Origin of the sequence: Pelomonas sp. CA6, assembly GCF_022549225.1 — a bacterium.
GTDB lineage: Bacteria > Pseudomonadota > Gammaproteobacteria > Burkholderiales > Burkholderiaceae_C > Roseateles.
On sequence record NZ_JAKZFD010000003.1, the window covers coordinates 376,476 to 401,001 of the forward strand.

At 68.3% G+C, this 24,526-nt stretch carries 24 protein-coding genes; 9 read left to right on the plus strand and 15 right to left on the minus strand.

Annotation, left to right across the window (positions count from 1 at the left end):
- Positions 1-9: 9 nt before the first annotated feature.
- The 12 genes from LZ017_RS07690 to gspG form a co-directional block, all read right to left on the minus strand.
- On the minus strand, positions 10-1,017 hold the full coding sequence (locus LZ017_RS07690; protein ID WP_241396016.1) for an AAA family ATPase: 1,008 nt from the start codon (positions 1,015-1,017) through the stop codon (positions 10-12).
- Positions 1,018-1,134: 117 nt separating this feature from the next.
- Entirely contained in the window at positions 1,135-2,346 is a 1,212-nt protein-coding gene (gspF, locus tag LZ017_RS07695) for a type II secretion system inner membrane protein GspF (RefSeq protein ID WP_241396017.1), read from the minus strand.
- A gap of 19 nt (positions 2,347-2,365) precedes the next feature.
- A complete protein-coding gene (gspE, locus tag LZ017_RS07700; RefSeq protein ID WP_241396018.1) occupies positions 2,366-3,787 on the minus strand; it encodes a type II secretion system ATPase GspE in 1,422 nt (473 codons plus the stop codon).
- Positions 3,788-3,794: 7 nt separating this feature from the next.
- Entirely contained in the window at positions 3,795-6,041 is a 2,247-nt protein-coding gene (gene gspD / locus LZ017_RS07705) for a type II secretion system secretin GspD (RefSeq protein ID WP_241396019.1), read from the minus strand.
- On the minus strand, positions 6,038-6,823 hold the full coding sequence (gene gspN, locus LZ017_RS07710) for a type II secretion system protein N (RefSeq protein WP_241396020.1): 786 nt from the start codon (positions 6,821-6,823) through the stop codon (positions 6,038-6,040). Before gspN ends, gspD begins: the two co-directional genes overlap by 4 nt.
- Positions 6,820-7,323, minus strand: a complete 504-nt coding sequence (gene gspM, locus LZ017_RS07715; protein WP_241396021.1) for a type II secretion system protein GspM — start codon at positions 7,321-7,323, stop codon at positions 6,820-6,822. Before gspM ends, gspN begins: the two co-directional genes overlap by 4 nt.
- Positions 7,320-8,549, minus strand: coding sequence for a type II secretion system protein GspL (gene gspL / locus LZ017_RS07720; protein ID WP_241396022.1), 1,230 nt, complete (start codon positions 8,547-8,549; stop codon positions 7,320-7,322). Before gspL ends, gspM begins: the two co-directional genes overlap by 4 nt.
- A 63-nt stretch (positions 8,550-8,612) precedes the next feature.
- Positions 8,613-9,614, minus strand: coding sequence for a type II secretion system minor pseudopilin GspK (gene gspK / locus LZ017_RS07725; RefSeq protein ID WP_241396023.1), 1,002 nt, complete (start codon positions 9,612-9,614; stop codon positions 8,613-8,615).
- Positions 9,611-10,222 carry a type II secretion system protein J gene (locus LZ017_RS07730; RefSeq protein ID WP_241396024.1) on the minus strand — a complete coding sequence of 204 codons (612 nt, stop codon included), beginning with the start codon at positions 10,220-10,222 and terminating at the stop codon, positions 9,611-9,613. The genes gspK and LZ017_RS07730 overlap by 4 nt, the downstream gene beginning before the upstream one ends.
- Entirely contained in the window at positions 10,219-10,611 is a 393-nt protein-coding gene (gene gspI, locus LZ017_RS07735; protein ID WP_241396025.1) for a type II secretion system minor pseudopilin GspI, read from the minus strand. The genes LZ017_RS07730 and gspI overlap by 4 nt, the downstream gene beginning before the upstream one ends.
- Positions 10,608-11,081, minus strand: a complete 474-nt coding sequence (locus LZ017_RS07740) for a type II secretion system protein (protein ID WP_241396026.1) — start codon at positions 11,079-11,081, stop codon at positions 10,608-10,610. Before LZ017_RS07740 ends, gspI begins: the two co-directional genes overlap by 4 nt.
- Positions 11,078-11,521: a type II secretion system major pseudopilin GspG gene (gene gspG / locus LZ017_RS07745; RefSeq protein WP_241396027.1), complete on the minus strand. Its 444-nt coding sequence runs from the start codon at positions 11,519-11,521 to the stop codon at positions 11,078-11,080. The genes LZ017_RS07740 and gspG overlap by 4 nt, the downstream gene beginning before the upstream one ends.
- A gap of 60 nt (positions 11,522-11,581) precedes the next feature.
- Between gspG and LZ017_RS07750 the strand changes: the two genes are divergently transcribed.
- The gene (locus LZ017_RS07750) at positions 11,582-12,115 is read left to right on the plus strand and encodes a general secretion pathway protein C (RefSeq protein ID WP_241396028.1); all 534 of its coding nucleotides are present in this window, start codon (positions 11,582-11,584) and stop codon (positions 12,113-12,115) included.
- Between the two features lie 19 nt (positions 12,116-12,134).
- On the opposite strand, the gene LZ017_RS07755 is transcribed toward LZ017_RS07750, so the two are convergent.
- Complete coding sequence (locus tag LZ017_RS07755; protein WP_241396029.1) at positions 12,135-13,235, minus strand: nicotinate-nucleotide--dimethylbenzimidazole phosphoribosyltransferase; 1,101 nt, start codon at positions 13,233-13,235, stop codon at positions 12,135-12,137.
- A gap of 59 nt (positions 13,236-13,294) precedes the next feature.
- Positions 13,295-14,887: a threonine ammonia-lyase, biosynthetic gene (gene ilvA / locus LZ017_RS07760; RefSeq protein ID WP_241396030.1), complete on the minus strand. Its 1,593-nt coding sequence runs from the start codon at positions 14,885-14,887 to the stop codon at positions 13,295-13,297.
- A gap of 305 nt (positions 14,888-15,192) precedes the next feature.
- Between ilvA and LZ017_RS07765 the strand changes: the two genes are divergently transcribed.
- The gene (locus LZ017_RS07765; protein WP_241396031.1) at positions 15,193-15,615 is read left to right on the plus strand and encodes an OsmC family protein; all 423 of its coding nucleotides are present in this window, start codon (positions 15,193-15,195) and stop codon (positions 15,613-15,615) included.
- 49 nt (positions 15,616-15,664) lie between these two features.
- Here LZ017_RS07765 and coq7 read toward each other — a convergent pair whose 3' ends face one another.
- Entirely contained in the window at positions 15,665-16,306 is a 642-nt protein-coding gene (gene coq7 / locus LZ017_RS07770) for a 2-polyprenyl-3-methyl-6-methoxy-1,4-benzoquinone monooxygenase (protein ID WP_241396103.1), read from the minus strand.
- A gap of 324 nt (positions 16,307-16,630) precedes the next feature.
- On the opposite strand from coq7, the gene LZ017_RS07775 reads away from it, so the two are divergent.
- From LZ017_RS07775 to LZ017_RS07805, 7 genes are all read left to right on the plus strand, one after another.
- Complete coding sequence (locus LZ017_RS07775) at positions 16,631-17,668, plus strand: porin (RefSeq protein ID WP_241396032.1); 1,038 nt, start codon at positions 16,631-16,633, stop codon at positions 17,666-17,668.
- A gap of 206 nt (positions 17,669-17,874) precedes the next feature.
- Positions 17,875-18,945: a porin gene (locus LZ017_RS07780; protein WP_241396033.1), complete on the plus strand. Its 1,071-nt coding sequence runs from the start codon at positions 17,875-17,877 to the stop codon at positions 18,943-18,945.
- Between the two features lie 212 nt (positions 18,946-19,157).
- Positions 19,158-20,135 (plus strand): ABC transporter permease, encoded by a 978-nt coding sequence (locus LZ017_RS07785; protein WP_241396104.1) that lies wholly within the window; start codon positions 19,158-19,160, stop codon positions 20,133-20,135.
- A 5-nt stretch (positions 20,136-20,140) separates the two neighbouring features.
- Positions 20,141-21,346: a M20 aminoacylase family protein gene (locus tag LZ017_RS07790; protein WP_241396105.1), complete on the plus strand. Its 1,206-nt coding sequence runs from the start codon at positions 20,141-20,143 to the stop codon at positions 21,344-21,346.
- 13 nt (positions 21,347-21,359) lie between these two features.
- The gene (locus LZ017_RS07795) at positions 21,360-22,298 is read left to right on the plus strand and encodes an ABC transporter permease (protein WP_241396034.1); all 939 of its coding nucleotides are present in this window, start codon (positions 21,360-21,362) and stop codon (positions 22,296-22,298) included.
- Positions 22,299-22,314: 16 nt separating this feature from the next.
- The gene (locus LZ017_RS07800) at positions 22,315-23,283 is read left to right on the plus strand and encodes an ABC transporter ATP-binding protein (RefSeq protein WP_241396035.1); all 969 of its coding nucleotides are present in this window, start codon (positions 22,315-22,317) and stop codon (positions 23,281-23,283) included.
- Positions 23,280-24,296 carry an ABC transporter ATP-binding protein gene (locus LZ017_RS07805; protein WP_241396036.1) on the plus strand — a complete coding sequence of 339 codons (1,017 nt, stop codon included), beginning with the start codon at positions 23,280-23,282 and terminating at the stop codon, positions 24,294-24,296. The genes LZ017_RS07800 and LZ017_RS07805 overlap by 4 nt, the downstream gene beginning before the upstream one ends.
- Positions 24,297-24,526: the final 230 nt, after the last annotated feature.

Here is a 24,526-nt window from a genome sequence, read left to right on the forward strand (position 1 = left end):
CGGCCCGGGTCAATGCACGAAGCCGATGGGCTTGCGGCGCGGCGCGTCGGGCGGCAGGTCCTCGGGCAGCACCTGCTCGCGGCCAGCCAGCTTGGCATTGCCGAAGGCGCTCATCCAGGCCCGCCGCATGTCGCGCGGCGCCAGACCGGCCATGCGCTCCAGCACCGCGTCGCCGGGCTGCTCGTCGAAGCGGCTGCCCCAGTCATGCTGGTCGCGGATGGACTGGTACAGCCGCCGCGCGATGCGGCAGGCGGCGTCGTGGTCGGGTGGCTCGACCTCGTACACGTTGACGCGGTTCAGAATGGGCTCGGGGATGGCGCGCGCGTCATTGGCCGTGGCCACCCAGATCAGCTGGCTGGCGTCCACCGAGACCTCGGCGAACTCGTCGACGAAGCCCTGCGCGGTGTCATGCTCCAGCAGGCTGTAGAGCGCGCCCAGCGGGTCGTAGCAGGCTTCGGCGCCCGCCTTGTCGATCTCGTCGACCACCATCACCGGGTTGGCGTAGTCGCCGTCCACCAGCGCCTCGAAGACCTTGCCGGGGCGCGCGCCCTTCCACTGGCTGGAGGCGCCGGACAGGATCCAGCCCGCGGTCAGCGAGCTCATCGCGACAAAGCCCATGCCGGTGCCGAGCAGCTGGGCCAGCTGGCGCGCGAAGTGGGTCTTGCCCACGCCGGGTGGACCGAGCAGCAGCAGCGGGGTGATTTCCAGCGCGTCGCTGCTGTCGGCGCACAGCGCGAGCTGGCGCTTTACGTCGTCCAGCACCAGGTGGAAGTTGGGCAGCTCCTCGTACAGCGCGTCCATCGCCGGCAGCCCCGAGGGCTTGACCTGAAAGCGCTGCGGGCCTTTGTCCAGCATGCGCTGGTAGGTGGCGCGCAGCGGCGCGTGTTCCTGGCCTTCGAGCTTGGCGAGCTTCTTCTCGACCTCGACGACGCTGAACACGCTGCGCATCTGCGCGATGGGGATGCGCGCGGGCGAAACGCAGGCCAGGGCGTGGCTGGGGCGGGTGCTGGAATTCATGAGCGACTCCGTGCAGCGATGCGCAGACCTTCATTCAAGCGCATGCCGCCGGTCTCGTGTATTCCGAGAAAGCCCCGGCTTGTGAACTTTTGCGCCCGCTGGCAGATTGAGCGGGTTCTACTTCACCCAGGTGTTGAGCTGGATGATGGGCAGCAGCACGGCCAGCACGATGAGCATCACCACGGCGCCCATGCCGACGATCAGCAGCGGCTCCAGCAGCGTGGCGGCCGCCATCGCGCGGCGCTTGACCTCGGTGCCCAGCTGGCGCGCGGCGCGCGTCAGCATCTCCGGCAGCTGTCCGGTCTGCTCGCCCAGGCGGGCGAACATCGCCAGGATGCCGGGGAAGCGCTTCTTCGCGGCCAGCACCGGGCCCAGCGGCGCGCCTTCGCGCACCTGCACCAGCGCGTCCAACGCATCGGCGCGCATGGCGCGGTTGGACAGGGTCTCGGCGGCCGCCTGCAGGGCCTTGAGGATGGGCACGCCGGCCGCCGCCAGCATGGCCAGCGTGGCGGCGAAACGCGCCGCGTTGTAGCCGCGCGAGAGCCGGCCCAGCAGCGGCAGGCGCAGCCAGCCGGCGTCGAAGCGCTCGCGGAAAGCCTCGCGCTTGAGCGCCGCGCGCAGCGCGAGCGCGGCACCCACCAGTCCCGCGGCCATCGCCCAGCCCCAGCTGCGCACGAAGGCGGACAACGCCAACATCGCGGTGGTCAGGAAGGGCAGGCTGCGCTTGGCGCCGGTGAAGACGCTGGCCACCTGCGGCACCACGTAGGTGACGAGGAAGATCACGATCACCACCGCGATCAGAGACACGATGGCGGGATAGGCCATCGCCCCCACCAGTTCGGCGCGCAGCGCCTGGCGCTCCTCCAGGTCGTCGGCCAGGCGCTCCAGCACCTGGCCCAGCGCGCCGCTCTGCTCGCCGGCGGCGACCACGGCGCGGTAGACCTCGTCGAACTCGCGTGGCGCGCTGGCGAGCGCGCGCGCGAAAGGCGCGCCGGCGTTGACCTCGGCCTTCAGCTGCGCGATCAACTCGCGCTGGCGCGCGTCCTCGGCTTCGTCGGCCAGCGCCGACAGCGCCCGCTCCAGCGGCAGGCCCGCGCCGACCAGTCCGGCGAGCTGGCGCGTCCAGACCGCGAGACCGGTGGCACCGAAGGCGCGACGCGCAAATGGGCGGGCCGGGCGCTGGGCCTCGGCCTGCACGGCTTGCACCTCCAGCGGCACCAGCGACTGCGCGCGCAGCTGGGCGCGCGCGGCGCGCGGGTTGTCGGCCTCCAGCAGGCCCTTGCGGGTCTTGCCGTCGGCGTCCAGGGCTTCGTACTTGAAGGCGGGCATGAGGTGGGGGCTCGTGGCCTCAGTCGCGGGTCACGCGCAGCACTTCCTCGGCGGAAGTGATGCCCTGTCGCACCAGGCGCTCGCCGTCCTCGCGCATCGCGCGCAGGCCGCCGGCACGGGCGGCGCCGAGCAGTTCGCTCTCCGGCGCGCGGCCGTGGATCAGGCCGCGGATCGTGTCGTCGCAGACCATCAACTCGTAGACGCCGGTGCGCCCCTTGTAGCCGCTGTGGCCGCAGTCGGGGCAGCCCACCGCATGCCACAGGCCCTGCTCGTCCTGGCGCTTGCAGACGGGGCAAAGCTTGCGCACCAGGCGCTGCGCGAGCACGCCCAGCAGGCTGGAGCTGAGCAGGAAGGGCTCGACGCCCATGTCGGTGAGCCGCGTCACCGCGCTGACCGAGTCGTTGGTATGCAGCGTGGCCAGCACCAGGTGGCCGGTCAGCGAGGCCTGGATGGCGATCTGCGCCGTCTCGTAATCGCGGATCTCACCGATCATGATCACATCCGGATCCTGGCGCAGGATGGCGCGCAGGGCCTTGGCGAAGCTGAGCTCGATCTTGCTGTTGACCTGGGTCTGGCCGATGCCGGGCAGCTCGTACTCGATCGGGTCTTCGACGGTCAGCACGTTGGTCGTGCTGGTGTCCAGGGTCTGCAGCGAGGCGTAGAGCGTGGTGGTCTTGCCCGAGCCGGTTGGCCCGGTCACCAGCACGATGCCGTGCGGCTGCTGCACCAGGCGCTCGAAGCGCGCGAGCAGCTCGCCATCCATGCCCAGCGCGCCCAGCGTGAAGCGCGACTCGGACTTGTCCAGCAGGCGCAGCACCGCGCGCTCACCATGGGCGGAGGGCAGGGTGGAGACGCGCACGTCGATCGCGCGGCCGCCGATGCGCAGCGAGATGCGGCCGTCCTGCGGCAGGCGCTTCTCGGCGATGTCCAGCTCGGCCATGATCTTCAGTCGCGAGATCAGCGCCGCATGCAGCGCGCGGTTGGGCCGCACCACCTCGCGCAGCGTGCCGTCGACGCGGAAGCGCACGCTGGACGCGCGCTCGAAGGGTTCGATGTGGATGTCGCTCGCGCCGTCTTTGGCCGCCTGGGTCAGCAGCGCGTTGAGCATGCGGATGATGGGCGCGTCGTTGGCCGCCTCCAGGAGGTCTTCTACCGCGGGCAGGTCCTGCATCATGCGGGACAGGTCCACGGCGCTCTCGACCTCGCCGACCACCAGCGCCGCACTGGACTCGCTGCCGGAGTAGGCCGCCTGCAGCCGCTCGGCCAGCAAGCCCGGCTCGAGGATCTCCAGATGGTCGATCGCGTACACGCGCTGCAGCTCGGACAGCGCCGGCAGGTCGGCGCGCGGCGTGGCCCACAGGGTCAGCCGGGCGCCGTCGTCCTCCAGCAGCAGCTGGTGGGCCTTGGCGAAGGCGTAGGGCAGGGGGTGGCGGCTGGCCATGCGGTCCTCAGTGCTTGGGGGCGGCGGCGGGCTGTTCGGCCGCGCGCTCGCCTTCTTGGGCGGCCTGGGGCTTGGCCGCCGGCTTGTTCAGCAGCGAAGGGGCCGGCTGCGTCGGCAGCAGCGGGGCGCCGGTGTCGGGCAGCAGCGGCACGGACTGCGGCTGGGCCTGGGTCTGGAAGGCTCGGATCGCGTCGTAGCGGTCCAGCGTCACCTGGTTGGCGCTGTCCTTGTCGCGGATCACCACCGGGCGCAGGAAGACCATCAGGTTGGTCTTGATGCGCTTGCGCTCCTGGCTCTTGAACAGATTGCCCAGCAGCGGGATGGAGGCAAGACCTGGCACGCGGTCCTCGCCATCGGTGTACTCGTCCTTCAGCAGGCCGCCCAGCACGAGAATGTCGCCGTCGTCCACCGCGACCGTGGTTTCGATCGAGCTCTTGTCGGTGGTGGGGCCGGCGGTGGTCGTCGCGCCGGGGACGACCGAGGAGTTCTCCTGGTAGACCGTCATGCGCACGGTGCCGCCCTCGCCGACCTGGCTGCGCACGCGCAGCGTCAGGCCCACGTCCTTGCGCTCGAAGGTCTGGAAGGGGTTGACCGAGCCGGTGCTGGTGCTGCCGGTGTTGGTGTAGGCACCGGTCACGAAGGGCACGTTCTGGCCGATCACGATCTTGGCTTCCTCGTTGTCCAGCGCCACGAGGTTGGGCGTGGAGAGGATGTTGGCGCCGGTCTGCTGCTGCAGGAAATTGGCGATCGCGCCCAGCGTGTAGAAGTCGCCGATCTTCTTCAGGAAGCCGATGTTCAGGCCCGCGGGCACGTTGCCCGAGGCCAGCGCTGTAGCGGCACCCGTGCGTCCGGTGGCGGTGGCCGCGCTGAGGTTGAGGATATTGTTGTAGCTGGTGCCGAAGTTGGTGCCGGCGCCGATCAGCGTGTTGTCGCCCTTCTTGCCCCAGAGGTTCTGCCACTGCACGCCGAACTCGGCGCTGCGGCTGGCGTCCACCTTGACGATCATGGACTCCACATAGACCTGGGCGCGGCGCGAGTCCAACTGGTCGATGACGCTGCGGATCTGGCGGTAGAGCGGCTCGGCGGCGGTGATGATCAGCGAGTTGGTGGACGGATCGGCCTGGATGAAGCCGCCGGTCGACGGGCTGGGCGAACCGGAAACCGGCGTGCTGGCCGCGGCCGAGTTCATCGAGGTGCTGGAACTGCCGCCGCTGCTGCTGCTCATGCTGTTGGCTTGGCCGAGGCCGGAGCCGGTCAGCGCATTGCTGCCCACGCCGGAGAGGCCGGAGCTGCTACTCGTGCCCGAACTGCCCGAGCTGTTGGAGCCGCTGTTGCCGAAGGCCGCGCGCAGCACGGCGGCCAGCTTCACCGCGTCGGCGTTTTTCAAATAGACGACGCGGATGTTGCCGTTGGCGTCGGAGCCGGGCTGGTCCAGCTTGGCGATCATGGAGCGCAAGCTGGCGAGGCGGGCCGGGTTGCTGGCGCGCAGGATCAGCGCGTTGCCACGCGGATCGGCCAGCACACTGGTGCCCGAGGGCGGTACCGACCCGGGGGCCGCGGCGGCGCCGCCATCGGCCAGGCGCTGCACCAGCGCGGCGAGGTCGGAGGCGACCGCATGCTGCAGCGGCACCACCTCGATCTCGGTACCGCTGGAGACGTCCATGGCCGCGATGATGCGGGCGATGCGCTGCAGGTTCTCGGCGTAGTCGGTGATCACCAGGCTGTTGTTGCCCGGGTTGGCATTGATCGTGTTGTTGGGGCTGATCAGCGGACGCAGCACCGCGACCAGGTTGTTGGCGTTCTCGTGGTTGAGCTTGAAGACCTGGGTCATGACCTGGTCGCCGCGCGCGCCGGCGTTGCCGACGAGCACGCTGCCGGTCTGCAGCTTGGCATCGGCCTCAGGCACCACCTTCAGCAGGCCGCCGGCTTCCACCACCGCATAGCCCAGCCCGCGCAATCCGGCCAGGTAGCTCATGTAGGCCTCTTGCACGCTCAGCGTCTGCTCGCTCTGCAGCGTCAACGTGCCCTTGACGCGCGGGTCGACGAGGATGGGGCGGTCCAGCATGGCCGCCATCGCGCGAGAAACAGCCTCGATGTCGGCATTGACGAAATTCAGCGTGACCGGGGTGCGCGCCTTCAGTGCCGGACCCTGCTTGCTCTGTGCCCAGGCCGGCGTGCCCGCCTGCACCAGTGCCACGGCCAGCGCCGCCGCCAGCGGGGTCGTGCTCCGCTTGATGACCTTGTTCATGCTCATCCCACTGAAATGATGGAGCGCGCCCCCTGGCGGCGTCCGATGATGTTCAACAAATTGGCCAGCGCCGCTTCGGCGCCCGGGGCGGCCGAGGCTTCGCCGCGGAAGCTGGCGCGCGGCGCCAGGCTGCCCTGGCCCTGCAACTGCAGCGCGCCACGCAGGGTGATCAGCTCCAGTTGCGGCGCGCCGTCCGCGCCGGCGACAAGGCTGAACCGGTAGCTGCCCAGCGGCGCCAGCGTGGACACGCGCGAGGAGATGTCCTGCAGCCCCAGGTCCAGCCGGCCGCGCAGTGACCAGCGCCCCTGGGCCCAGTCCATGTCCAGCCCCGGCGAAGCCAACGTCAGCACGCCCTGCGGCTCCAGCGAATTCATCGGCGTGCCCAGACCGGCGAGCAGCTCGGCCGGCCAGCGCAGCAGCCATTCGCCTTGCGGCGGCAGGCTGAGTCCGAAGCGGCCCAGCCCGGGGCGCAGCAGCAGCTTCAGCTCGCCGTTGGTGCAGCAGTCCTGGCGCAGCGCCAGCGCGAGGCTGCTGCCTTGCAGACCCAGGCGCCATTGCAGCCGGCCCGGCAGCTGGCGCGCGTCGCGGCTGCCCTCGCCGGCGCTGAGCACCAATTGCGCGCTGCCGCTCCAGATGCTGCCGCGGGCCTCGGCCAGCAGCAGGCGCTGCTGCGTCGCCTGGGCGAGCCCGGCCGCCAGCCAGCGCGCGGGCGCGAACGCGACCAGCGCGCCCAGCAGGCCCAGCGCAGCTCCGGCCAGTGCCCAGCGCCGCGTTCCGCCGGCGCTCATTCCTCCAGCCCCAGCGTGATGCGGCCGCTGTAGCCCTTGGGGCCCAGTTGCAGCTGGGCTTCCTGCGGGCGTATGCGTGCGGCCTGGCGGACCTCGGCCAGCCAGTCCATCAATACGGGGCCGGGGAGGTCGCGGATCTTGAGGACCGCGCGCGGACCCTGGATGCTCAACTCGGCACCGTCGCCCAGCCGCCCCGCCGCGGCGCTGAGCACCTGCTGGGCCTGGGCGGCAGAGACCGCGGGCTGCGCGCGCAGCGTACTGGCCTCCTGGGCCTGGGCGCGCATCAGCTGCAGTTGCTGGTCGGCCTGGTCCAGCAGCGCGGGCGTGCTGCGCAGTGTGCGCCAGGCCGGCGCCACGCCCAGTTGCCAGAACAGCAGCAGGCCGAGGGCCGCGGCGGCTATCCCGAGCAGCAGGCGTTCGCGCTCGGCCAGCTCGCGCCAGCGCTGGTGCAGCCGGGCGCGGGCCTGGGTCAGCGCAGTCTTGGAAAAGGGCGTGCTCATGGCGTGTTGGCCTTGGTCTGGCGGCTGAGACTGATGCGCCCCTGGCCGGCTTCGAGCAGCCAGCCCTCACCGGCGAGTCGTTGTTTCATCGGGGCGATCTGGGCCTGGCTCAGGCCCGGCGTGGCCAGCGTGAGCCGTCCGCCACTGAACTCCAGCCCGGGCGGCGCACCGCCGCCATCGGGCCAGGCCCGCGCCAGCACGGCCAGCTGGCGCTCCAGGTCGCCGTCGCCCAACTGGCCCGCCGTCGCGCGCAGCAGGTCCAGCTCGCGGCCCATTTGCAGCGGCGCGTCGTAGACCGCCTGGACCTTGGGGAAGGCCTGCGTGAGCAACTGCGACATGGCCGCGTGGCGCTGGGCCAGTTGATGGCGTTGCTGCCAGGCCCACAGATTGAGCCCCAGCAGCTGGACCAGAAGCAGCCCGGCCAGTCCCCAGCGCACCGGACGCCAGCCGGGCTCCATGAAGCTGCGCCAGGCCTGCTTGAGCTGGCGCAGGCCGCGCGTGCGCGGCGCGAGCTCGAACTGGCGCAGGTCCCAGTCAAAGCCCAGCGCGGCGAGCGCGCGCTCGCCGCGTGTCTGGGCCGCCACCGCAGCGCCCAGCCAGGCCTCGGCCGGCTGCGCCGCAGCCGGCGCCGCCAACCAGCGTGTGCCTTCGGGTTCACCCAGCCATTGGCGGGCGCCGCCGCCTTGCAGTGGCAGCGTGGCCGCGCCGTCTGGCCCGCTGTAACGCAGCCACAGGCGGTCGGTGCCCGGTTCGTCGAGGAAGAACCCCTGGGCCTGGGCGCCGGGCCAGGACAGTGGCAGCACGCGGTCCACATCGCGGCGCGCCTGTTCCATGGCGGCCAGGTGGGCCTGCAGCGTGGCCTTGCGGCAGACCGCGACCCAGGTCGGCTCGTTGGCCTCGCCCTGGGGGGCGAGTGCGAAATGCAGGTCGTTGGTGTCTTCCAGCAGTCGGTCTTCGAGCAGCCCCGCCAGCGCCGCGCGCAGGCGCGGGCCTGTGGCCTTGGGGCGGTCGACGCGTTGCCAGCTCAGCGCTTCGTCGGGCAGCAGCAGCACGCAGCGGTCGGCGGTCGGAAGCTCGGCCAGCGGTTTGCGGCCATGGGCCTGGACATGGCGGCCGTCCCCGCTGAGCAGGAACTCGTAGTCCTGGCCGGGAATGGCCGGGGCCGCGGCGGATGCCGAGGCGTGGAGCCGCGCGGGGGCGGGCAGAAGAATGAGCAGGGTACTCATGGGTCGGCGCATTCTAGGAGCGGTTCATGTCCATCCGACTCAGGGCCGGGCCGGGGGCGGGATTCAGGGGCGTGGAGGCGTGCTGCCAGGCGTGAGGCGCTGCCGGTCCAGCACGCGGACATCGCGCCCCTGGCGCTCGACCAGCGCACGCTCCTCGACGAGGCGATCGTCCAGCCGCAGCCTCGCGGTGACGAGGAAGTAGTTGCTGTTCACCGAAACCCGGTCGGCCTGCGGCATGGCCTGCGCGGGGAAGTAGGCGGCGGCATCGTTGACGTTGGACAGCTCCTTGCTCTTGCGTGCCTGGACCAGGCGCTCCGCGGCCCCCAGGTCCATGCCCTCGGCCAGGGCCGCGATCACCTCGCGCGGGGCGGTGTTGAGGTTGACCGGTGTCTTCTTGGGCAGCAGCGTGATCCACGGCGACAGCCGGGCCAGCGCGAGCTCGTCCAGCCCGAGCCAGCGCAGCTGCTCGATGCGCTGCGGCGGCAGCACGGCATTGGCGGTATCGCTCGCGTCGCGCTTGCCGCTGTCCGATGCGGGCGCCGAGGCCGGCTTGGCGGCCGTCAGGCTGGTGCGCAGCTGCAGTGCGAACTGCTGGGCCTGGCTGGCGGAAATGCCGGCCATGTCGCACAGGCGTTGAAACACGCGCTGCTCCAGCGCGGTATCGCTACCGTCGACCAGGTTGCGCAGGTTGTAGCGCCCCTGGGCGTCTTCGATGCTGCCGGACAGAAAGGCCTCGGGGCCGTCGTCCGCGGCGGCCTTGTCGCGGTCCGCCGCCAGAAAGGTGGACAGGCGCGATTCGGCCAGCGGCACGGCCCAGACCTCGTTGAGGTGGTCGACCGGCGCATTGCGGTTGGCGAACGCATCCTCGCGCAGGATCAGCCGCGCCCAGTCCAGCGCGCCGACCAGGATCCAGCCGGCCTGGCTGCGCGCGCGCTCGGCGGCTTCCACCTGGACGGCACGGGCCTGGCGCCAGACCATGGCCGCGGCCAGGCTGGCGACCAGGGTCACGATCAGCATCGCGGTGAGCAGCGCGGCGCCGCGCTCGCCCCGGGTGGTCCGCCTCATGGCGCGCCCTCCAGCACCACCTGGCGCGTCAGCGTGCCTTGCAGCCCACCCCCTGGCGCGAACTCCAGGCGCATGCGCACGCCATTGACGCTCTGGCCGGAGGACATGGCATTGCTCCAGGCGTTGTCTCGGTAGAAGTACATCTGCCAGCCCAGCAGGCCGTCCAGCGCGGGCAGGGCCTGGGCCGTTCGCAGCGCGGGGACCTGGCGGCTGCGCTCCAGGCTTTGTTCCAGTTCGCCACGGCTGCGCACCGGGCGGTCTTCCCACCGATAGAGCCGGCCGTCGACCAGGGTCCAGGTGACGACTTGCAGCCCCTCCTCGCGCTGACGGGTCAGACGCAGGTTGATGCCGTCGAAGGCCAGGCGTGGGGTGAGACCGCTGTCCTGCAACTGGCGCAGATCCAGCTCCCATTGGGCGAGCACGGCCTGCAGCCGCTCGGCCTGCTGCAGCTGGGTCTGGCTGATCTCGCGCGAGCGCAGCAGGGTGTCCAGCCCCTTCCAGGCGATGGCCGCCATGCTCGCCATCACGAACAGGGCCACCAGCACCTCCACCAGCGTGAAGCCGTGGGCGCTGCAGCGGCGCGCGGAGAGCGGAGCCTGCCGGTTCATAGCCGCCCCATGATGGTGGAGAGCGTGATCAACGCGTGGCCGGAGTCGTCCAGCACAGCGGCATCGACGCGGCGGAAGTTCGGGTTGGGCGTCGGGCGGACGATCATCTGGCCGCGGTAGCTGCGCCCCAGCTGGTCGCAGCTGAACTCGCTGTCTCCGGTGCCGGGAAAGGCGCGCGCCAGGCGCAGCTCGACCAGCTGGTTCTCGGCGCACCACTGCGCGGCGCTGACGTCCATCAGCCGCTGCGCGTTGTCGGTGAGCGCGCTGGCGGCCTTGATGCCGGCGGCCAGCGCGACTGCGACGATCACCAGCGCGACCAGCACCTCGATCAAGGTGAAGCCGGCGCTGGCATGCGCCGGGTGCCGCGTCGGTCGCGGGAGGATGGTCATGGGGCTTCGCTCGCGGACTGCAGTTCGAAGGGGCCCAGTCCGTCGGTGCGCAGCACGATCTGCTGGCGCCCCAGCGTCAGGCGCAGGCTTTGCGCGCCGATCACCGGCTCGGGGCCCAGCTGCAGCATGGGTGCGCCGGAGAGGATCTCGACGCCGGGCACGGCATCGCCCAGCCAGCGCCGCGGCAGCGCCTGGCGCGGCGGCAGACCGACAAAGCGGAAATGCTCGTCCGCGTTGGGCAGCATCGAACCGCGTGACGCGGGCTGCCAATAGACGGCCGCGCCCGAGGCACGAGCCTCGGCGCGCGCAGCCTCCAGCAGCGCGGCGAGGCGCTCGGCCTCTCGCTCCAGCTGGGTGGCCTGTGGATCGCGCATCGCCATCACCACGGTGGCGCTGGCAATGGCCAGCAGAGCGACGACCACCAGCAGCTCGATCAGCGTGAAGCCGCGGGCGATCGTGGCGGGTTTCACTGCCAGGAGCCGATGTCGGCGTCGTTGCCTTCGCCGCCCGGCTTGCCGTCGGCGCCCAGGCTGAAGACGTCGATCTCACCCTTGATGCCCGGATTGGCGTACTGGTAGGGCTGGCCCCAGGGGTCCTTGGGCAGCTTGTCGATGTAGGACTTCCAGTTGGGCGGAACGGGCGTGGCCGTGGGCTTGCGCACCAGCGCATCCAGGCCTTGCTCGGCCGTGGGGTAGCGCTGGTTGTCCAGCTTGTACAGCTTGAGCGCCTGCATCAGGTTGTTCACGTCGGTGCGCGCCGCGGTGACGCGAGCGTCGTCGGCGCGGTTGAGCACATTGGGCACGACCAGTGCGGCCAGCACGCCGATGATGACCAGCACGACCAGCAGTTCGATCAGCGTGAAGCCGCGCGCGCGGCGAAATGAACGGGCGCGGTAATGGAGCTTGGGCATAGGAAAGAAGATCCCTGGTGCGCCGCCGGGGCGGCTGTTGGGCTGCATCATAATCAACGCATGTTTGCGAAGACCTCGGCATTCCTGGTGTGGGGCCTGCTGGCCGGCTCGGTGGCTTTCTGGGGCCTGACCCTGGGCGGTCGGCCTCTGTCGGCTCCGCCGCATGCCCAGACCGTGGCCTCGTCCGCGCCCGCTGCGACGGACTGGACGCGGCTGTTCGGCGCTGTCGCCGCCAGCCCCGTGGCGGCGACCTCGGACACGCGGTTCGTGTTGCTGGGCGTGGTCGCGCCCAAGGCTTCGCAGGGGCGCTCTGCGCCCACCGAAGGGGTGGCGGTGATCGCGGCGCATGGCAACCCGGCCAAGGCCATCCGCATCGGGCAGGCCGTGGACGGTGATCTGGTGTTGCTGGCGGTCGGCCCCCGTAGCGCGGAACTGGGACGCGGCGGCGTTCGCTCGCTGCGGCTGGAACTCAGCACGCCCGCTCCGGGCACGGCGCCCGCTCCGGGGCTGCCGACAGCCGCGCCCAACCGCTTGCCAGCACCCGAGCCCGTGGCACCGGAACCCAATTCCCCTCCCATCCGCGTTCAGGGCTGAATCCGCGAAACCGACGGCCCTAGGGTTTCGAGGCCGGAGGGGCGGGCGTCCATGGGGCCGGTGCGCTGGTGTCGACCAACTGGCCAGGGCGGCTGCTGATCGCGCCTTCGGGCAGATCGCGCAAGTCGGCGAGCAGGGCGGAGGCGCCGCGCACCAACGGCCAGGCCATCGCCGCGCCGCAGCCATCGCCGCTCTCCAGACCCAGGTCCAGCAGTGCCGTGGCATGGAACAGCGTGAAGGCCTCGTCCAGGCCGCGGTGGCGGGTGCTGCGGCAGAACACGGCGTAGTCGGTCACCGGCGGAGCAATCATCGCCGCCACCTTCAGCGCGGCGCAGGCGGCCAGACCGTCGACCAGGATCAGGTGCCGCTTGGACGCGGCGACCAGCATGGCCCCCACCATCACGGCAATCTCGAAGCCGCCGAACGCGGCCAGCACGTCCATGGGCTCGATGGCCTCGCGATGGCGTGCCTGAGCACCGTGCAGCACGACCAGCAGATGGTCCAGCTCGGCCTGGTGCATGTCCGGGCCGGACACGACGAAATCGCGGACCGGCAGGCCGGCCAAACGCGACAGCATCAGCGCCGCAGCCTCCCAGCTGCCCTGGCCGAGGCCGGCGCAAGCCAGCACATTGCCGGGCAGATTGTCGGCCACCTCCATGCCGACGCGCACGCCGGCATGGGCCTGCTCCGGGCTCATCGCCGGGCCGACGCGTGCATTGCGGGTGCCATGGGCGATCTTGCGTGCGAACAGCCGCGGCAGCGGCGAGACCGGTTCGGCGATGCCGCAGTCGACGATGCACAACTCCATGCCTTGACCGCGTGCCAGGGCGCTGCAGGGCAGGCGTTGCTGCAGCGCCAGCAGGGCGTGTTCTCGGGTCGTGCGGCCATGCAGCAGCGGCAAGCCATCAACGGCCAGCCCATGGTCGGCAGCGAAGACGACCAGCGTCGGCTCACGGAAGCGGGGGCTGAGGCTGGCCTGGATCAGACCCAGACGCACGGCCAGCGGCTCCAGCTGGCCCATGGGGCCGGCCACCTGGCCCCGCTGTTCCAGACGCGCACGCAGCTCACGCTCCAGCTCCGGATGCGTGGTGGGCGAGATCAGCGACTGGTGGATGGACATGGCGGGTGCGTGCGACGATGGCGATCATTTTCGCCGGCTCCCGCCCGGGTGGCCCAAGGTCAGGCAAGAAAGAGCTTGTACACCGGGTTCTGGCTCTCGTCGACGAAGGGATAGTTCAGTGTCGCCAGGAAGGCCTTGAACGCGGCGTTGTCGCGCCGCGGCACCTGGATGCCGACGAGGATGCGGCCGTAATCCGCGCCCTGGTTGCGGTAGTGGAAGAGGCTGATGTTCCAGTCCGGGTGCATGCTAGACAGGAAGCGCATCAGCGCCCCCGGGCGCTCCGGGAATACGAAGCGGAACAGGCGCTCGTCGCGGGCCAGCTCGCTGCGTCCACCGATCATGTGGCGCAGATGCTGCTTGGCCAGTTCGTCGTCGCTGAGGTCCAGGGCTGCGAAGCCGTGGCGTTCGAACTGGCGCGCCAGCTTGTCGGCCTCTTCGCGCTTCTGGATCGCGATGCCCACGAAGACATGGGCCTGCTGAGCGTCGGAAATGCGGTAGTTGAACTCGGTCACGCTGCGCGGTCCGATCAGCTCGCAAAAGCGCCGGAAACTGCCGCGCTCTTCGGGAATGGTCACCGCGAACAAGGCCTCGCGCTGTTCGCCGACCTCGGCCCGCTCGGCGACGAAGCGCAGCCGGTCGAAGTTCATGTTGGCGCCGCTGGTGATGGCGATGAAGTTCTTGCCCTTGACGCCGTGCTCGGCCACGTACTGCTTGATCGCGGCCACGCCCAGCGCGCCGGAGGGCTCGAGGATGCTGCGCGTGTCGACGAACACATCCTTGATCGCCGCGCAGACGGCGTCGGTGTCCACCAGCACATAGTCGTCGACCAGCGCCCGGCAGACGCGGAAGGTCTCCTCGCCCACCTGCTTGACCGCGGTGCCGTCGGCAAAAAGGCCGACGTCATTCAGCATCAGGCGCTTGCCGGCCTTGACGGAGCGGACCATGGCGTCGGAGTCGCGCGTCTGCACGCCGATCACCTGGATGTCCGGGCGTACCGCCTTGATGTAAGCGGCCACGCCGGAGATCAGCCCGCCGCCGCCGATGGCGACGAAGATCGCGTCGATCGGACCGGGGTGCTGGCGCAGCAGCTCCATCGCGATCGTGCCTTGGCCCGCGATCACGTCGGGGTCGTCGAAGGGGTGGACAAAGCAGAGCTGCTGCGCGCGCTCCAGCTCCACCGCGTGCTGATAGGCGTCGCTGAAGGAGTCGCCGTGCAGCACCACTTCGCCACCCAGGGCCTGGACCGCGTCGATCTTCACGCGCGGCGTGGTGACCGGCATCACGATCACGGCACGGCAGCCCAGCTTCTTGGCCGATAGCGCCACGCCCTGGGCGTGGTTGCCGGCCGAGGCGCAGATCACGCCGCTGGCCAACTGTTCCGGGCTCAAGTGCGCCATCTTGTTGTAAGCGCCGCGCAGCTTGAAGCTGAACACCGGCTGCTGGTCTTCCCGCTTGAGCCAGACCTTGTTGCCCAGGCGCTTGGAGAGATTCTTGGCCGCGTCCAGTGGCGTTTCCTCCGCGACCTCGTACACCCTGGCGTTCAGAATTCGCTGCAGGTAGCTGCTCCCGGCGGGAATCAGTTCCGGGTGGGCGGCAGCCGCGTGCGGCGCGGAATTCTTGCGGGGGCGGGGCGCAGGGCGTGGGCCGGCCATGGGGCTCTCCGGAAAGATGTTGCGGCGCAACATCATATGCGAGGGGTGCGACGCCACCTTTCGCGTACGGGGCGGCCTAGCTTGGCGCAAAAAAAAAGCCCGAGACGTGAATCTCGGGCTGAATCCACCATGGAGGCGGTGGAGGAGACAAACTGCGCAGTGCCCCTGGAAAACCCCTGGGCGACCGCATGCCTAGAATTCTATGCCGCTCCATGTTGCGCTGCAATAAATTTGCGCGTTTCGCCATGGAGCGCAAGCTCTAAACGTGAACAGTGCCCGCTCGTGCGGCAGCAAGGTAATCAGCAATGGAATGCACGATCAACTGGATGGGGGCCGACGGCATGGCCTTTGCGGCCGAAACCGGTAGCGGTCACTTGGTCACCATGGACGGCGCGCCCGACGGTGGCGGCCGCAATCTCGCGCCGCGCCCCATGGAAATGGTGCTGGTGGGAACCGGCGGGTGTACCGCCTACGACGTGGTGCTGATCCTGAAGCGCGGCCGTCATGATGTGCGTGCTTGTCAGGTGAAGCTGCAGGCGGAGCGGGCCGATACGGATCCCAAGGTGTTCACCAAGATCCACATGCATTTCGTGGTCCAGGGGCGAGGTCTGCCGCTGGCGGCTGTCGAGCGCGCGGTGGCCCTGTCCCATGAAAAATACTGCTCCGCCAGCATCATGCTGGCCCAGTCCGCGCAGATCAGCACCTCGGTGGAGCTCATCGAAGTCTGAGCCAGGCTCTTTTTCTGCGCTGGGCTTTGGCGGTGATTCGACTGAGCGCCTAGATGTGGTGGGCGGTGCGCGTCATCACGCCGGCGGCGAGGCGCATCAGCTGCTTGACCGGGCCCGGCAATTCCAACGCGCCGCGGGCTCGTGCTGCCTCTGCATGCTGGGCTTCCTCATCCTTCATCTGGGCGACGATGGCACGTGAGGCATGGTCGGCCGCCGGCAGCCGGTCCAGGTGCGAGTCGAGATGGGCTTCCACCTGCTTCTCGGTTTCGACCACAAAGCCCAGGTTGACGCGATCCCCGGCCAAGCCTGCCAGGCTGCCGATCGCAAAGGCGCCGCCATACCAAAGCGGCGTCAGACGACTGCGATGGGTGCCCAGCTGCTGCAGGCGCTCGGCCGTCCAGGCGAGATGGTCCTGCTCCTCGGAGGCGGCGTGTTCGAGGTGGGCGCGCAAGTCCTCATCCTGGGTGCACAGGGCCTGGGCTCGGTAGAGCGCCTGGGCACACACCTCGCCGACATGGTTGACCCGCATCAGAGCCCCACTCAGGTGCCGCTCCTCTTCATCCAACGCGGGCTCCTCGTTCGTCGCCGGTGACGGTCGACGCGAAAAAGCAACGCCCGAGATGGTCTTGAGACTCTGATCCAGTGCGATCAGGTACTGATCCAGGCGCGACAGATGGATAAACGCGGGCATAGTTAATAGATATGAAGCGTGGCGGACGTCGGAATTGAGCGTAGTGTAGGAAGTCCATGGACCTCGTTTTGCCCCCCGCACAACGATGGCTTTGTCTCTGTGTCCATGAAGTTTGGTGCGCATACCGATCGATCGTGGGCGATATGCAAATGACAAAAAAATGTAAACACCTACGCGTTGTCTGTCTGCAACGAAATCGGGATTTTTACGGGGGGACTTCTGGATTGATGCGGCGGGCTCTGATGCAATACGGCCAACTTCCGTAGCGGAGGTTGGATTGCTAGGGGCAACCCCGCGTCCTTACTGAAGATCTAGGAGTCTCGAATGAAGAAATCTCTCGTCGTGCTGGCTGCTCTGGCCTCGTTCGCCGGCGCCGCGGCCGCGCAATCGTCGGTCACCCTGTTCGGTACGGTTGACCTGGCTGCCCGCTATGTCAAGGCCAACGGCCAGAACGTCAAGAAGCTGTCGCGTGACGGTCTGAGCTCCAGCCGCCTGGGCGTGCGTGGTGTGGAAGATCTGGGCGGTGGTCTGAAGGCCGGTTTCTGGCTGGAAGGCGAACTGTCCGCCGACACCGGTACCGCCGGCAGCGCCTTCTGGGGCCGTCGTGCCACCCTGAGCCTGATGGGCGACTTCGGTGAAGTCCGCCTGGGCCGCGCCAAGACCTCGGCTCGCCTGGTGGTGGACGATTTCGACGTGTACGGCACCGTCGGCCAAGGTTCCGTGGCCAACCTGTACTCCGGCTTCAATGTGCTGGGTACCGCTCTGGCCTCGAACTCGTACAAAGTGAGCCCGATCAACCGTTCGGACAACCAAGTGCAGTACCTGCTGCCGGGTGACCTGGGTGGCATCTACGGTTCGTTCGACGTCGCCGCTGGCGAAGGTACCGACGGCAAGAAGGCCATCGGCGGCCGCCTGGGCTACCAAGCCGGCCCGCTGCACGTGGCTGCTGGCTACCAGACCGTGGATGTGGCTTCTTCCAAGTACAAGATGTTTGTGCTGGGTGGCAGCTATGACTTCGGTGTCGTGAAGGCCAACGTGATGTGGACCCAGAACAAGTTCCTGGGCAACCGTCAAAACGTGATCACCGTCGGCGCCGTGGTGCCGGTGACGTCGGCTGGCTCGGTGACCGCTCAGTTCACGAACGCCGCAGGCAATGCCACGGCCGATCTGAACAAGGGTGGCGATGCCAAGCTGTACACCGTGGGTTACCAGCACAACCTGTCCAAGCGCACTGCGCTGTACACCACCGTGTCGCTGATCGACAACGGCAAGACCGGTATGTACGCCCTGACGGACTCGCCCGCCGTGGCCGCCAATGGCCGTTCGGGCAGCGTGGACGTCGGTATCCGCCACAGCTTCTAATCGCCTCGATCCGCTCCGTGAGGAGCGGAATTTGGCAAAGCCCGCCCTTGTGGCGGGCTTTTTCTTTCAGGGACTTGACGCTTTGTCTCCGGGGTGACCTTTCGGCAGGGTTTGCTCTTGTGGGTCTGTCGCAACAAGACGTGCGGTCTGAGGGTGTCATCACTCAGAATTAGTGCGGATTCAGACCAATCACTAAGGAGACATCGATGAAAAAAGCCGCACTGGCTCTGGGTATTCTGGCCGCGAGCACCAGCGCCGCATGGGCTCAATCCAGCGTGCAGCTCTATGGCATCTTGGATGCCGGCGTGCGCTTCACCACCAATTCCGGCCCTGCTGGCAATCCCAACCAATCGCTGAAGCAGGTCATCCCCGGTGGCATGTCGCAAAGCCGCCTGGGCATCAACGTGACCGAGGACATGGGCGGTGGTCTGAAGGCGATCGTCAACCTGGAGCATCGTCTCAACTCCGACACCGGTACCCAGGCCGCCACCGAGTTCTGGCGCCAGTCCTGGGTGGGGCTGCAGTCCGATGACTTCGGCCGCATCATGGTGGGTCGTCAGTACAACGTGCTGTTCGACATCTACACCTCGACCTATGCGTCCTTCAAGTATTCCCCGTACATCGAGGCGTACAAGCCGGAAATCGGCCTGTCCATGGGCGCTCGCCAGGACAACATGGTGAAGTACGTGGGTGAAATGGGGCCGGTGCGCGGCGAGATCCAGGTCAGCGCCGGCGAGGGCAACTCCAACAACAAGTCCATGGGCGGCCTGCTGCGCTACGCCGATGGCCCCTTCGCGTTTGGCGGCGCCTACCTGCAGGTGACCGACGTCGGAGGCAAGAAGGTCAAGGGCGCCACGATTGGCGCGGCTTACACCGCGGGCCCGCTGTATGTGAACATCTCCTGGGCGCAGAACAAGTTCGATGCCGGCAGCGCTCTCGGCGCTGCCTACACGGCCGGTCTGCTGGGCAATGTGCTCAATGCCGCGGCCAACGATGTGAAGAAGCGCGACATGATCTCGTTCGGCGCGACATACCAGCTGACCACCCAGCTGAACCTCGGTGGCCACTACTGGCGCGCCACGCAGTCGCACTACGCGCCGACGCTGACCGACAAGAGCAAAGGCGACTACCTGGCTTTCGTCGCGGACTACGCCTTCTCGAAGCGTACCGATGTCTATGCCGAGGTGGACTACACCAAGCACAGCGGTTACGTTGCTTTCTCGAACGGCGCCACCAAGCGCACCGGCGCCACGGTGGGTCTGCGTCACCGCTTCTGAGCTTCCATCCTCAGGTCGTGACAGGAGCCGCCGCAAGGCGGCTCTTTTCTTTCCATGTATGCGGCGCCGAGCGGAGATGGGATGGGCGGGTAGCAGCTAGGGCTTTCCCTTTTGTCTGATCAGGTGGGCTCCCGGATGATGGCGCCTCTCGCACGATGCGCCTTCCTGTGGAGGGCCTGGCCTGCTCTTGGCTTGCCCGCCGCGCTCAACAGATGCTGGTTTTCATTCTCCGCCGCCTGGCGCAGGCTCTGGTCGTGATGCTGACCGTGGCCTTCATTGCCTTCATGCTGTTCCAGTATGTGGGTGATCCGCTGACCAATCTGCTCGGTCAGGACGCAACACCGGAACAGCGGGAACAACTGCGCCAAGACCTGGGGCTGGACCAGCCCTTCTTCGTTCAGTTCGCCCATTTCGTCGGCAACGCGGCCCAGGGTGAATTCGGCATCAGCTTGCGACAGGGCCGCAAGGTGTCGGCGCTGATTGCGGAGCGTTTTCCCGCCACGCTGGAACTGGCCGCTGTGGCTGCGTTGATCGCGCTGGTGGTGGGCATTCCTGCGGGTGTCTACGCAGCCTTGCGGCGGGGCAAGCTGATGTCTCAGGCGCTGATGGCCTTGTCCTTGCTGGGGGTGTCTCTGCCGACCTTCCTGATCGGCATTCTGCTGATCCTGGTCTTCGCCGTGCAGCTGAAATGGTTCCCCAGCTTTGGCCGCGGCGACGTGTTGGCCTGGGGGCCATGGACCACGGGGCTGCTGACCGTGGATGGACTGAGGCATCTGCTGTTGCCGGCCGTCACGCTGTCGGTGTTCCAGCTCACGCTGATCATGCGTCTGGTGCGTGCCGAAATGTTGGAGGTGCTGCGCGCCGACTACATCAAGTTCGCGCGTGCGCGCGGGCTGTCCGACCGTGCGGTGTATTTCGGCCACGCCCTGAAGAACACGCTGGTGCCGGTGATCACGATCACCGGGCTGCAGCTGGGTTCGCTGATCGCATTTGCCATCATCACCGAAACCGTCTTCCAGTGGCCCGGCATGGGGCTGTTGTTCATCCAGGCCGTGCAGTTCGCCGACATTCCGGTGATGGCGGCCTATCTCTGCCTGATCTCGCTGATCTTTGTCGTGATCAACTTGCTCGTCGATCTGCTGTATTTTGCGGTGGACCCGCGTTTGCGCGTGCGGGGTGGAGCGCACTGATGACGATGCAAAGCTTGAGCAGCGCCGCGGCCGGTCGCTACCTGCGGCTGTCCGAGGCCAAAGGCGAACTGGTGGCGTTGCGACGCGAACTGCACGCGATGCCTGAGCTGGGCTTCGAGGAGCGCCGTACCGCCGCGCGCCTGGTCGAGGCCTTGAAAGCCTGCGGTGTCGATGAGATCCATACCGGCATCGCGCGCACCGGGCTGGTGGCCTTGATCCATGGGCAAGCCGGCGCGGGCGAACGCCTGCTCGGGTTGCGCGCTGACATGGATGCGCTGCCCCTGCAGGAGCAGAACGATTTTGCTTGGCGCTCGGCGACCTCCGGGCTGATGCATGCCTGTGGACATGATGGGCACTGCGCCATGCTGGTCGGCGCCGCGCGCTATCTGGCGCAGACACGCCGCTTCGCCGGCACCGCGGTGCTGGTGTTCCAGCCCGGCGAAGAAGGCTATGGCGGCGCGAAGGAAATGATTGCTGAAGGCCTGTTCGACCGCTTCCCGGTGCGGGCGATTTATGCGATGCACAACTGGCCGCATCTGCCCCCGGGCAAGATCGGGCTCAACCGCGGCGCCATGATGGCGGCGGCGGACCGTGTGCAGATCACCGTTCAGGGGCGCGGCGGCCATGGCGCGCACCCGCATCTGTCCATCGATCCGGTGCTGGTCGCCGGCCATCTCATCACCGCGGTGCAGAGTCTGGTGTCGCGCAATGTTGCGCCCGTGGACCAGGCTGTCGTGAGTCTGTGCGCGATGGCGGCTGGCGACGGCGCGGCGTTCAGTGTGATTCCCGAGTTGGCCCGTCTCACCGGTACCGTGCGCAGTTTCAAGCCTGAGGTCCAGCAGTTGCTGGAAGACCGTCTGACGCGGTTGGTCGAATCGGTCGCGCTGGGCTTTGGTGCCAGCGCGACCGTGGACTACAAGCGCTTGTATCCGGCCACGATCAACAGCGAAGCCGAGGCAGATTTCGCGGTCGGGGTTGCGCGCTGGCTGGTCGGGGCGGAGAACGTCGACGACCAGTTGCCGCCCAGCATGGGCTCGGAGGACTTCGCCTTCATGCTGCAGGCGCGCCCCGGCGCCTATCTGCGGCTGGGGCAAGGTGGGGTCTGCGGTCTGCATCAACCGCGCTACGACTTCAACGACGAGGTACTGCCGCTGGGGTCGGCACTGTTGGCGGCCCTGGTGGAACAGGGCCTGCCTCTGGGTAGCGAGTGAGGGAGTTTGGCTGATGAGTTCCACTGTGCCGCCATCGGCGGCTCCCGGCGTGCTGAAGCGCTTTTTCGATGGCGACGTCTGGTATTCGTTCACCCGCTCGCCGATGGCCATGGTAGCTGCTGCGGTCGCGTTGCTGTGCGCCATCTGCGCCGTGTTCGCGCCCTGGCTTGCCCCCTACAACCCTTTCGATCTGGCGGCGCTGGAACTGATGGATGCGCGGCTACCGCCGGCCTGGGTGGAGGGCGGCAGTGGCAAGTACCTGCTCGGCACTGATGATCAGGGGCGAGACATCCTGTCGGCGCTGATGTACGGGGCGCGCATCTCGTTGCTCGTCGGCCTGGCCTCGGTGCTGCTGTCCATGGTGATTGGCGTGGGCCTGGGGCTGCTGGCTGGTTTTGTGGGTGGCAAGGTGGACGCCTTCATCATGCGCATCTGTGACGTGATGCTGTCCTTTCCCTCCATCCTGATCGCGCTGCTGATCGATGGTGTGGGGCGGGCCATGTTTCCCGACGCCCACGAGACCCTGGCCTTCGCCGTGCTGATCCTGGCCATCGCGCTGACCGGTTGGGTGCAGTACGCGCGCACCGTGCGCGGCTCCACGCTGGTGGAGCGCAACAAGGAATATGTGCAAGCGGCGCGCGTGATTGGCGTGAAGCCGTTGCGCATCATGGGCCGTCACGTGCTGCCCAATGTGCTGGGGCCGGTGCTGGTGCTGGCCACCATCCAGGTGGCCTCTGCCATCCTGACCGAGGCCACGCTGTCCTTCCTGGGGGTGGGGGTGCCGCCCACCAGTCCCTCGCTGGGCACGCTGATCCGCGTGGGCAACGATTTCCTGTTTTCCGGCGAATGGTGGATCACGATCTGGCCGGGCGCGATGCTGGTGATGATCGCGTTGTCGGTGAACCTGCTGGGCGACTGGCTGCGCGACGCGCTCAACCCGCGTCTGCGATGAACACGAAGAGCTTGCGATGACGGCATTGTTGGAAGTCCGCAATCTGCGGGTCGAGTTCCCGACCCGGCGCGGCACGCTGGTGGCGCTGGACGATGTGTCCTTCGCGATCGCGCCCGGCGAGGTGCTGGGCGTGGTCGGGGAGTCCGGGGCGGGCAAGTCACTGACCGGGGCGGCCATCATTGGTCTGCTGGAACCGCCGGGGCGCATCGCCGCCGGAGAAATCCGGCTGGAGGGGCGCCGCATCGACAACCTGCCCGCGGAGGAGATGCGCCGGGTGCGTGGCCGCCAGATCGGGGCGATCTTCCAGGATCCGCTGACCTCGCTGAATCCGCTGTACACGGTGGGACGCCAGCTGACCGAGACCATCGTTCACCATCTGGGGTTGAGCGATCGGCAGGCGCGCGCGCGCGCGATCGAGCTGCTGGCCGCGACGGGCATCCCGGCGCCCGAGGCGCGCGTGGACCAGTATCCGCATCAGTTCTCTGGTGGCATGCGCCAGCGTGTCGTGATCGCGCTGGCGCTGGCCGCGGATCCCAAGCTGATCGTCGCCGACGAGCCGACGACGGCGCTGGACGTGTCCATCCAGGCGCAGATCATCGCGCTGCTGAAGAAGGTCTGCCGCGAGCAGGGGGCGGCGGTGATGCTGGTCACGCACGACATGGGCGTGATCGCCGAAACCTGCGACCGCGTCGCCGTGATGTATGCTGGTCGCGTGGCCGAGATCGGTCCTGTGCAGTCGGTGATCCATCAGCCCGGCCACCCTTACACCGTCGGCCTGATGGGTTCCATTCCGGCGATGGACGAGGACCGCGAGCGCCTGCTGCAGATCGACGGTGCCATGCCGCGCCTGAATGCCATTCCGCCCGGCTGTGCCTTCCATCCCCGCTGCCCGCGCGTCTTCGAGCGCTGCCACGGGCAACGGCCGGAGTTGCTGGACGCCGGGGCCACGCGAGCGGCCTGCTGGCTGCATGGAGCGCAGGCATGAGCGCCACGGTGGGCATGGACAGCAAGCCCTTAGTCGAAGTCCAAGACCTGGCCAAGACCTTCGATGTCTCCGCTCCCTGGCTGAACCGGGTGGTGGAGCGAAAGCCGCGGCAGTTCGTGCATGCGGTGGACGGCGTCAGCTTCGCGATCCCGCGTGGCCGCACGCTGGCGTTGGTGGGAGAGTCCGGTTGTGGCAAAAGCACCGTGGCGCGCCTGTTGGTGGGGCTGTACGAGCCCAGCCGCGGGCAGGTCCGCTTCGACGATGCGGACATCGCGGCCACCTTGAAGTCCCGTGATGCGTTGGCTCTGCGGCGGCGCATGCAAATGATCTTCCAGGACCCCTATGCCAGCCTGAACCCGCGCTGGACGGTGCAGGACATCATTGCCGAGCCGCTGCGCGAGCATGGTTTGCTGAAGGCCGGCGAGTCGGTGGCGGACCGCGTGGGCGCCCTGCTGCAATCCGTGGGGCTGTCGGCGGCGGACCGCGAGAAGTTTCCGCATCAGTTCTCAGGGGGGCAGCGCCAGCGCATTTCCATCGCGCGCGCGCTGGCCACCGAGCCGGAGTTCCTCGTCTGCGACGAGCCCACGTCGGCGCTGGACGTTTCGGTGCAGGCCCAGGTGCTCAACATCATGAAGGATCTGCAGCAGCGCCGCGGCCTGACTTACCTCTTCATCTCGCACAACCTGGCGGTGGTGCGCCATGTGTCGGACCAGGTGGGTGTGATGTATCTGGGGCGGCTGGTGGAGATGGCGGACAAGAGGGAGTTGTTCGCCCGTCCCCGTCATCCCTATACGCGCATGCTGCTGGACGCGATCCCGGACATCCACATGAGCGGCCGAGCGCGCACACCGGTCCAGGGCGAGGTGCCCAATCCGCTCAACCCGCCGGCAGGCTGCTCCTTCCATCCGCGCTGCCCGCATGCCCAGCCCCGCTGCAGCGCCGAGCGCCCGGTAATGCGGGAGTTCCAGGGCATACGTGTCGCCTGCCACGCGGTGGAGGAGGGGCGCTTGTAGCCGTACCTCGCTCCGACCCCTTGCCGGTATTCAGCGGCTGGGCAGCGGGGCGGGCGCGGAGGCCGGAGTCGACGCCGTGGGCGCGGGCACGGGTGCCGCCTGCGCCGGACGCGGTTGCGGCAACTGCAGCGGGCGTTTCTGCCCGCAGCCGGTCAACAGGCCGACAGACAGCATCAGGCCCAGCAGGGCCATCGCGGGGCCGCGGGCGGCGGCACGCGGCCGCAGACATA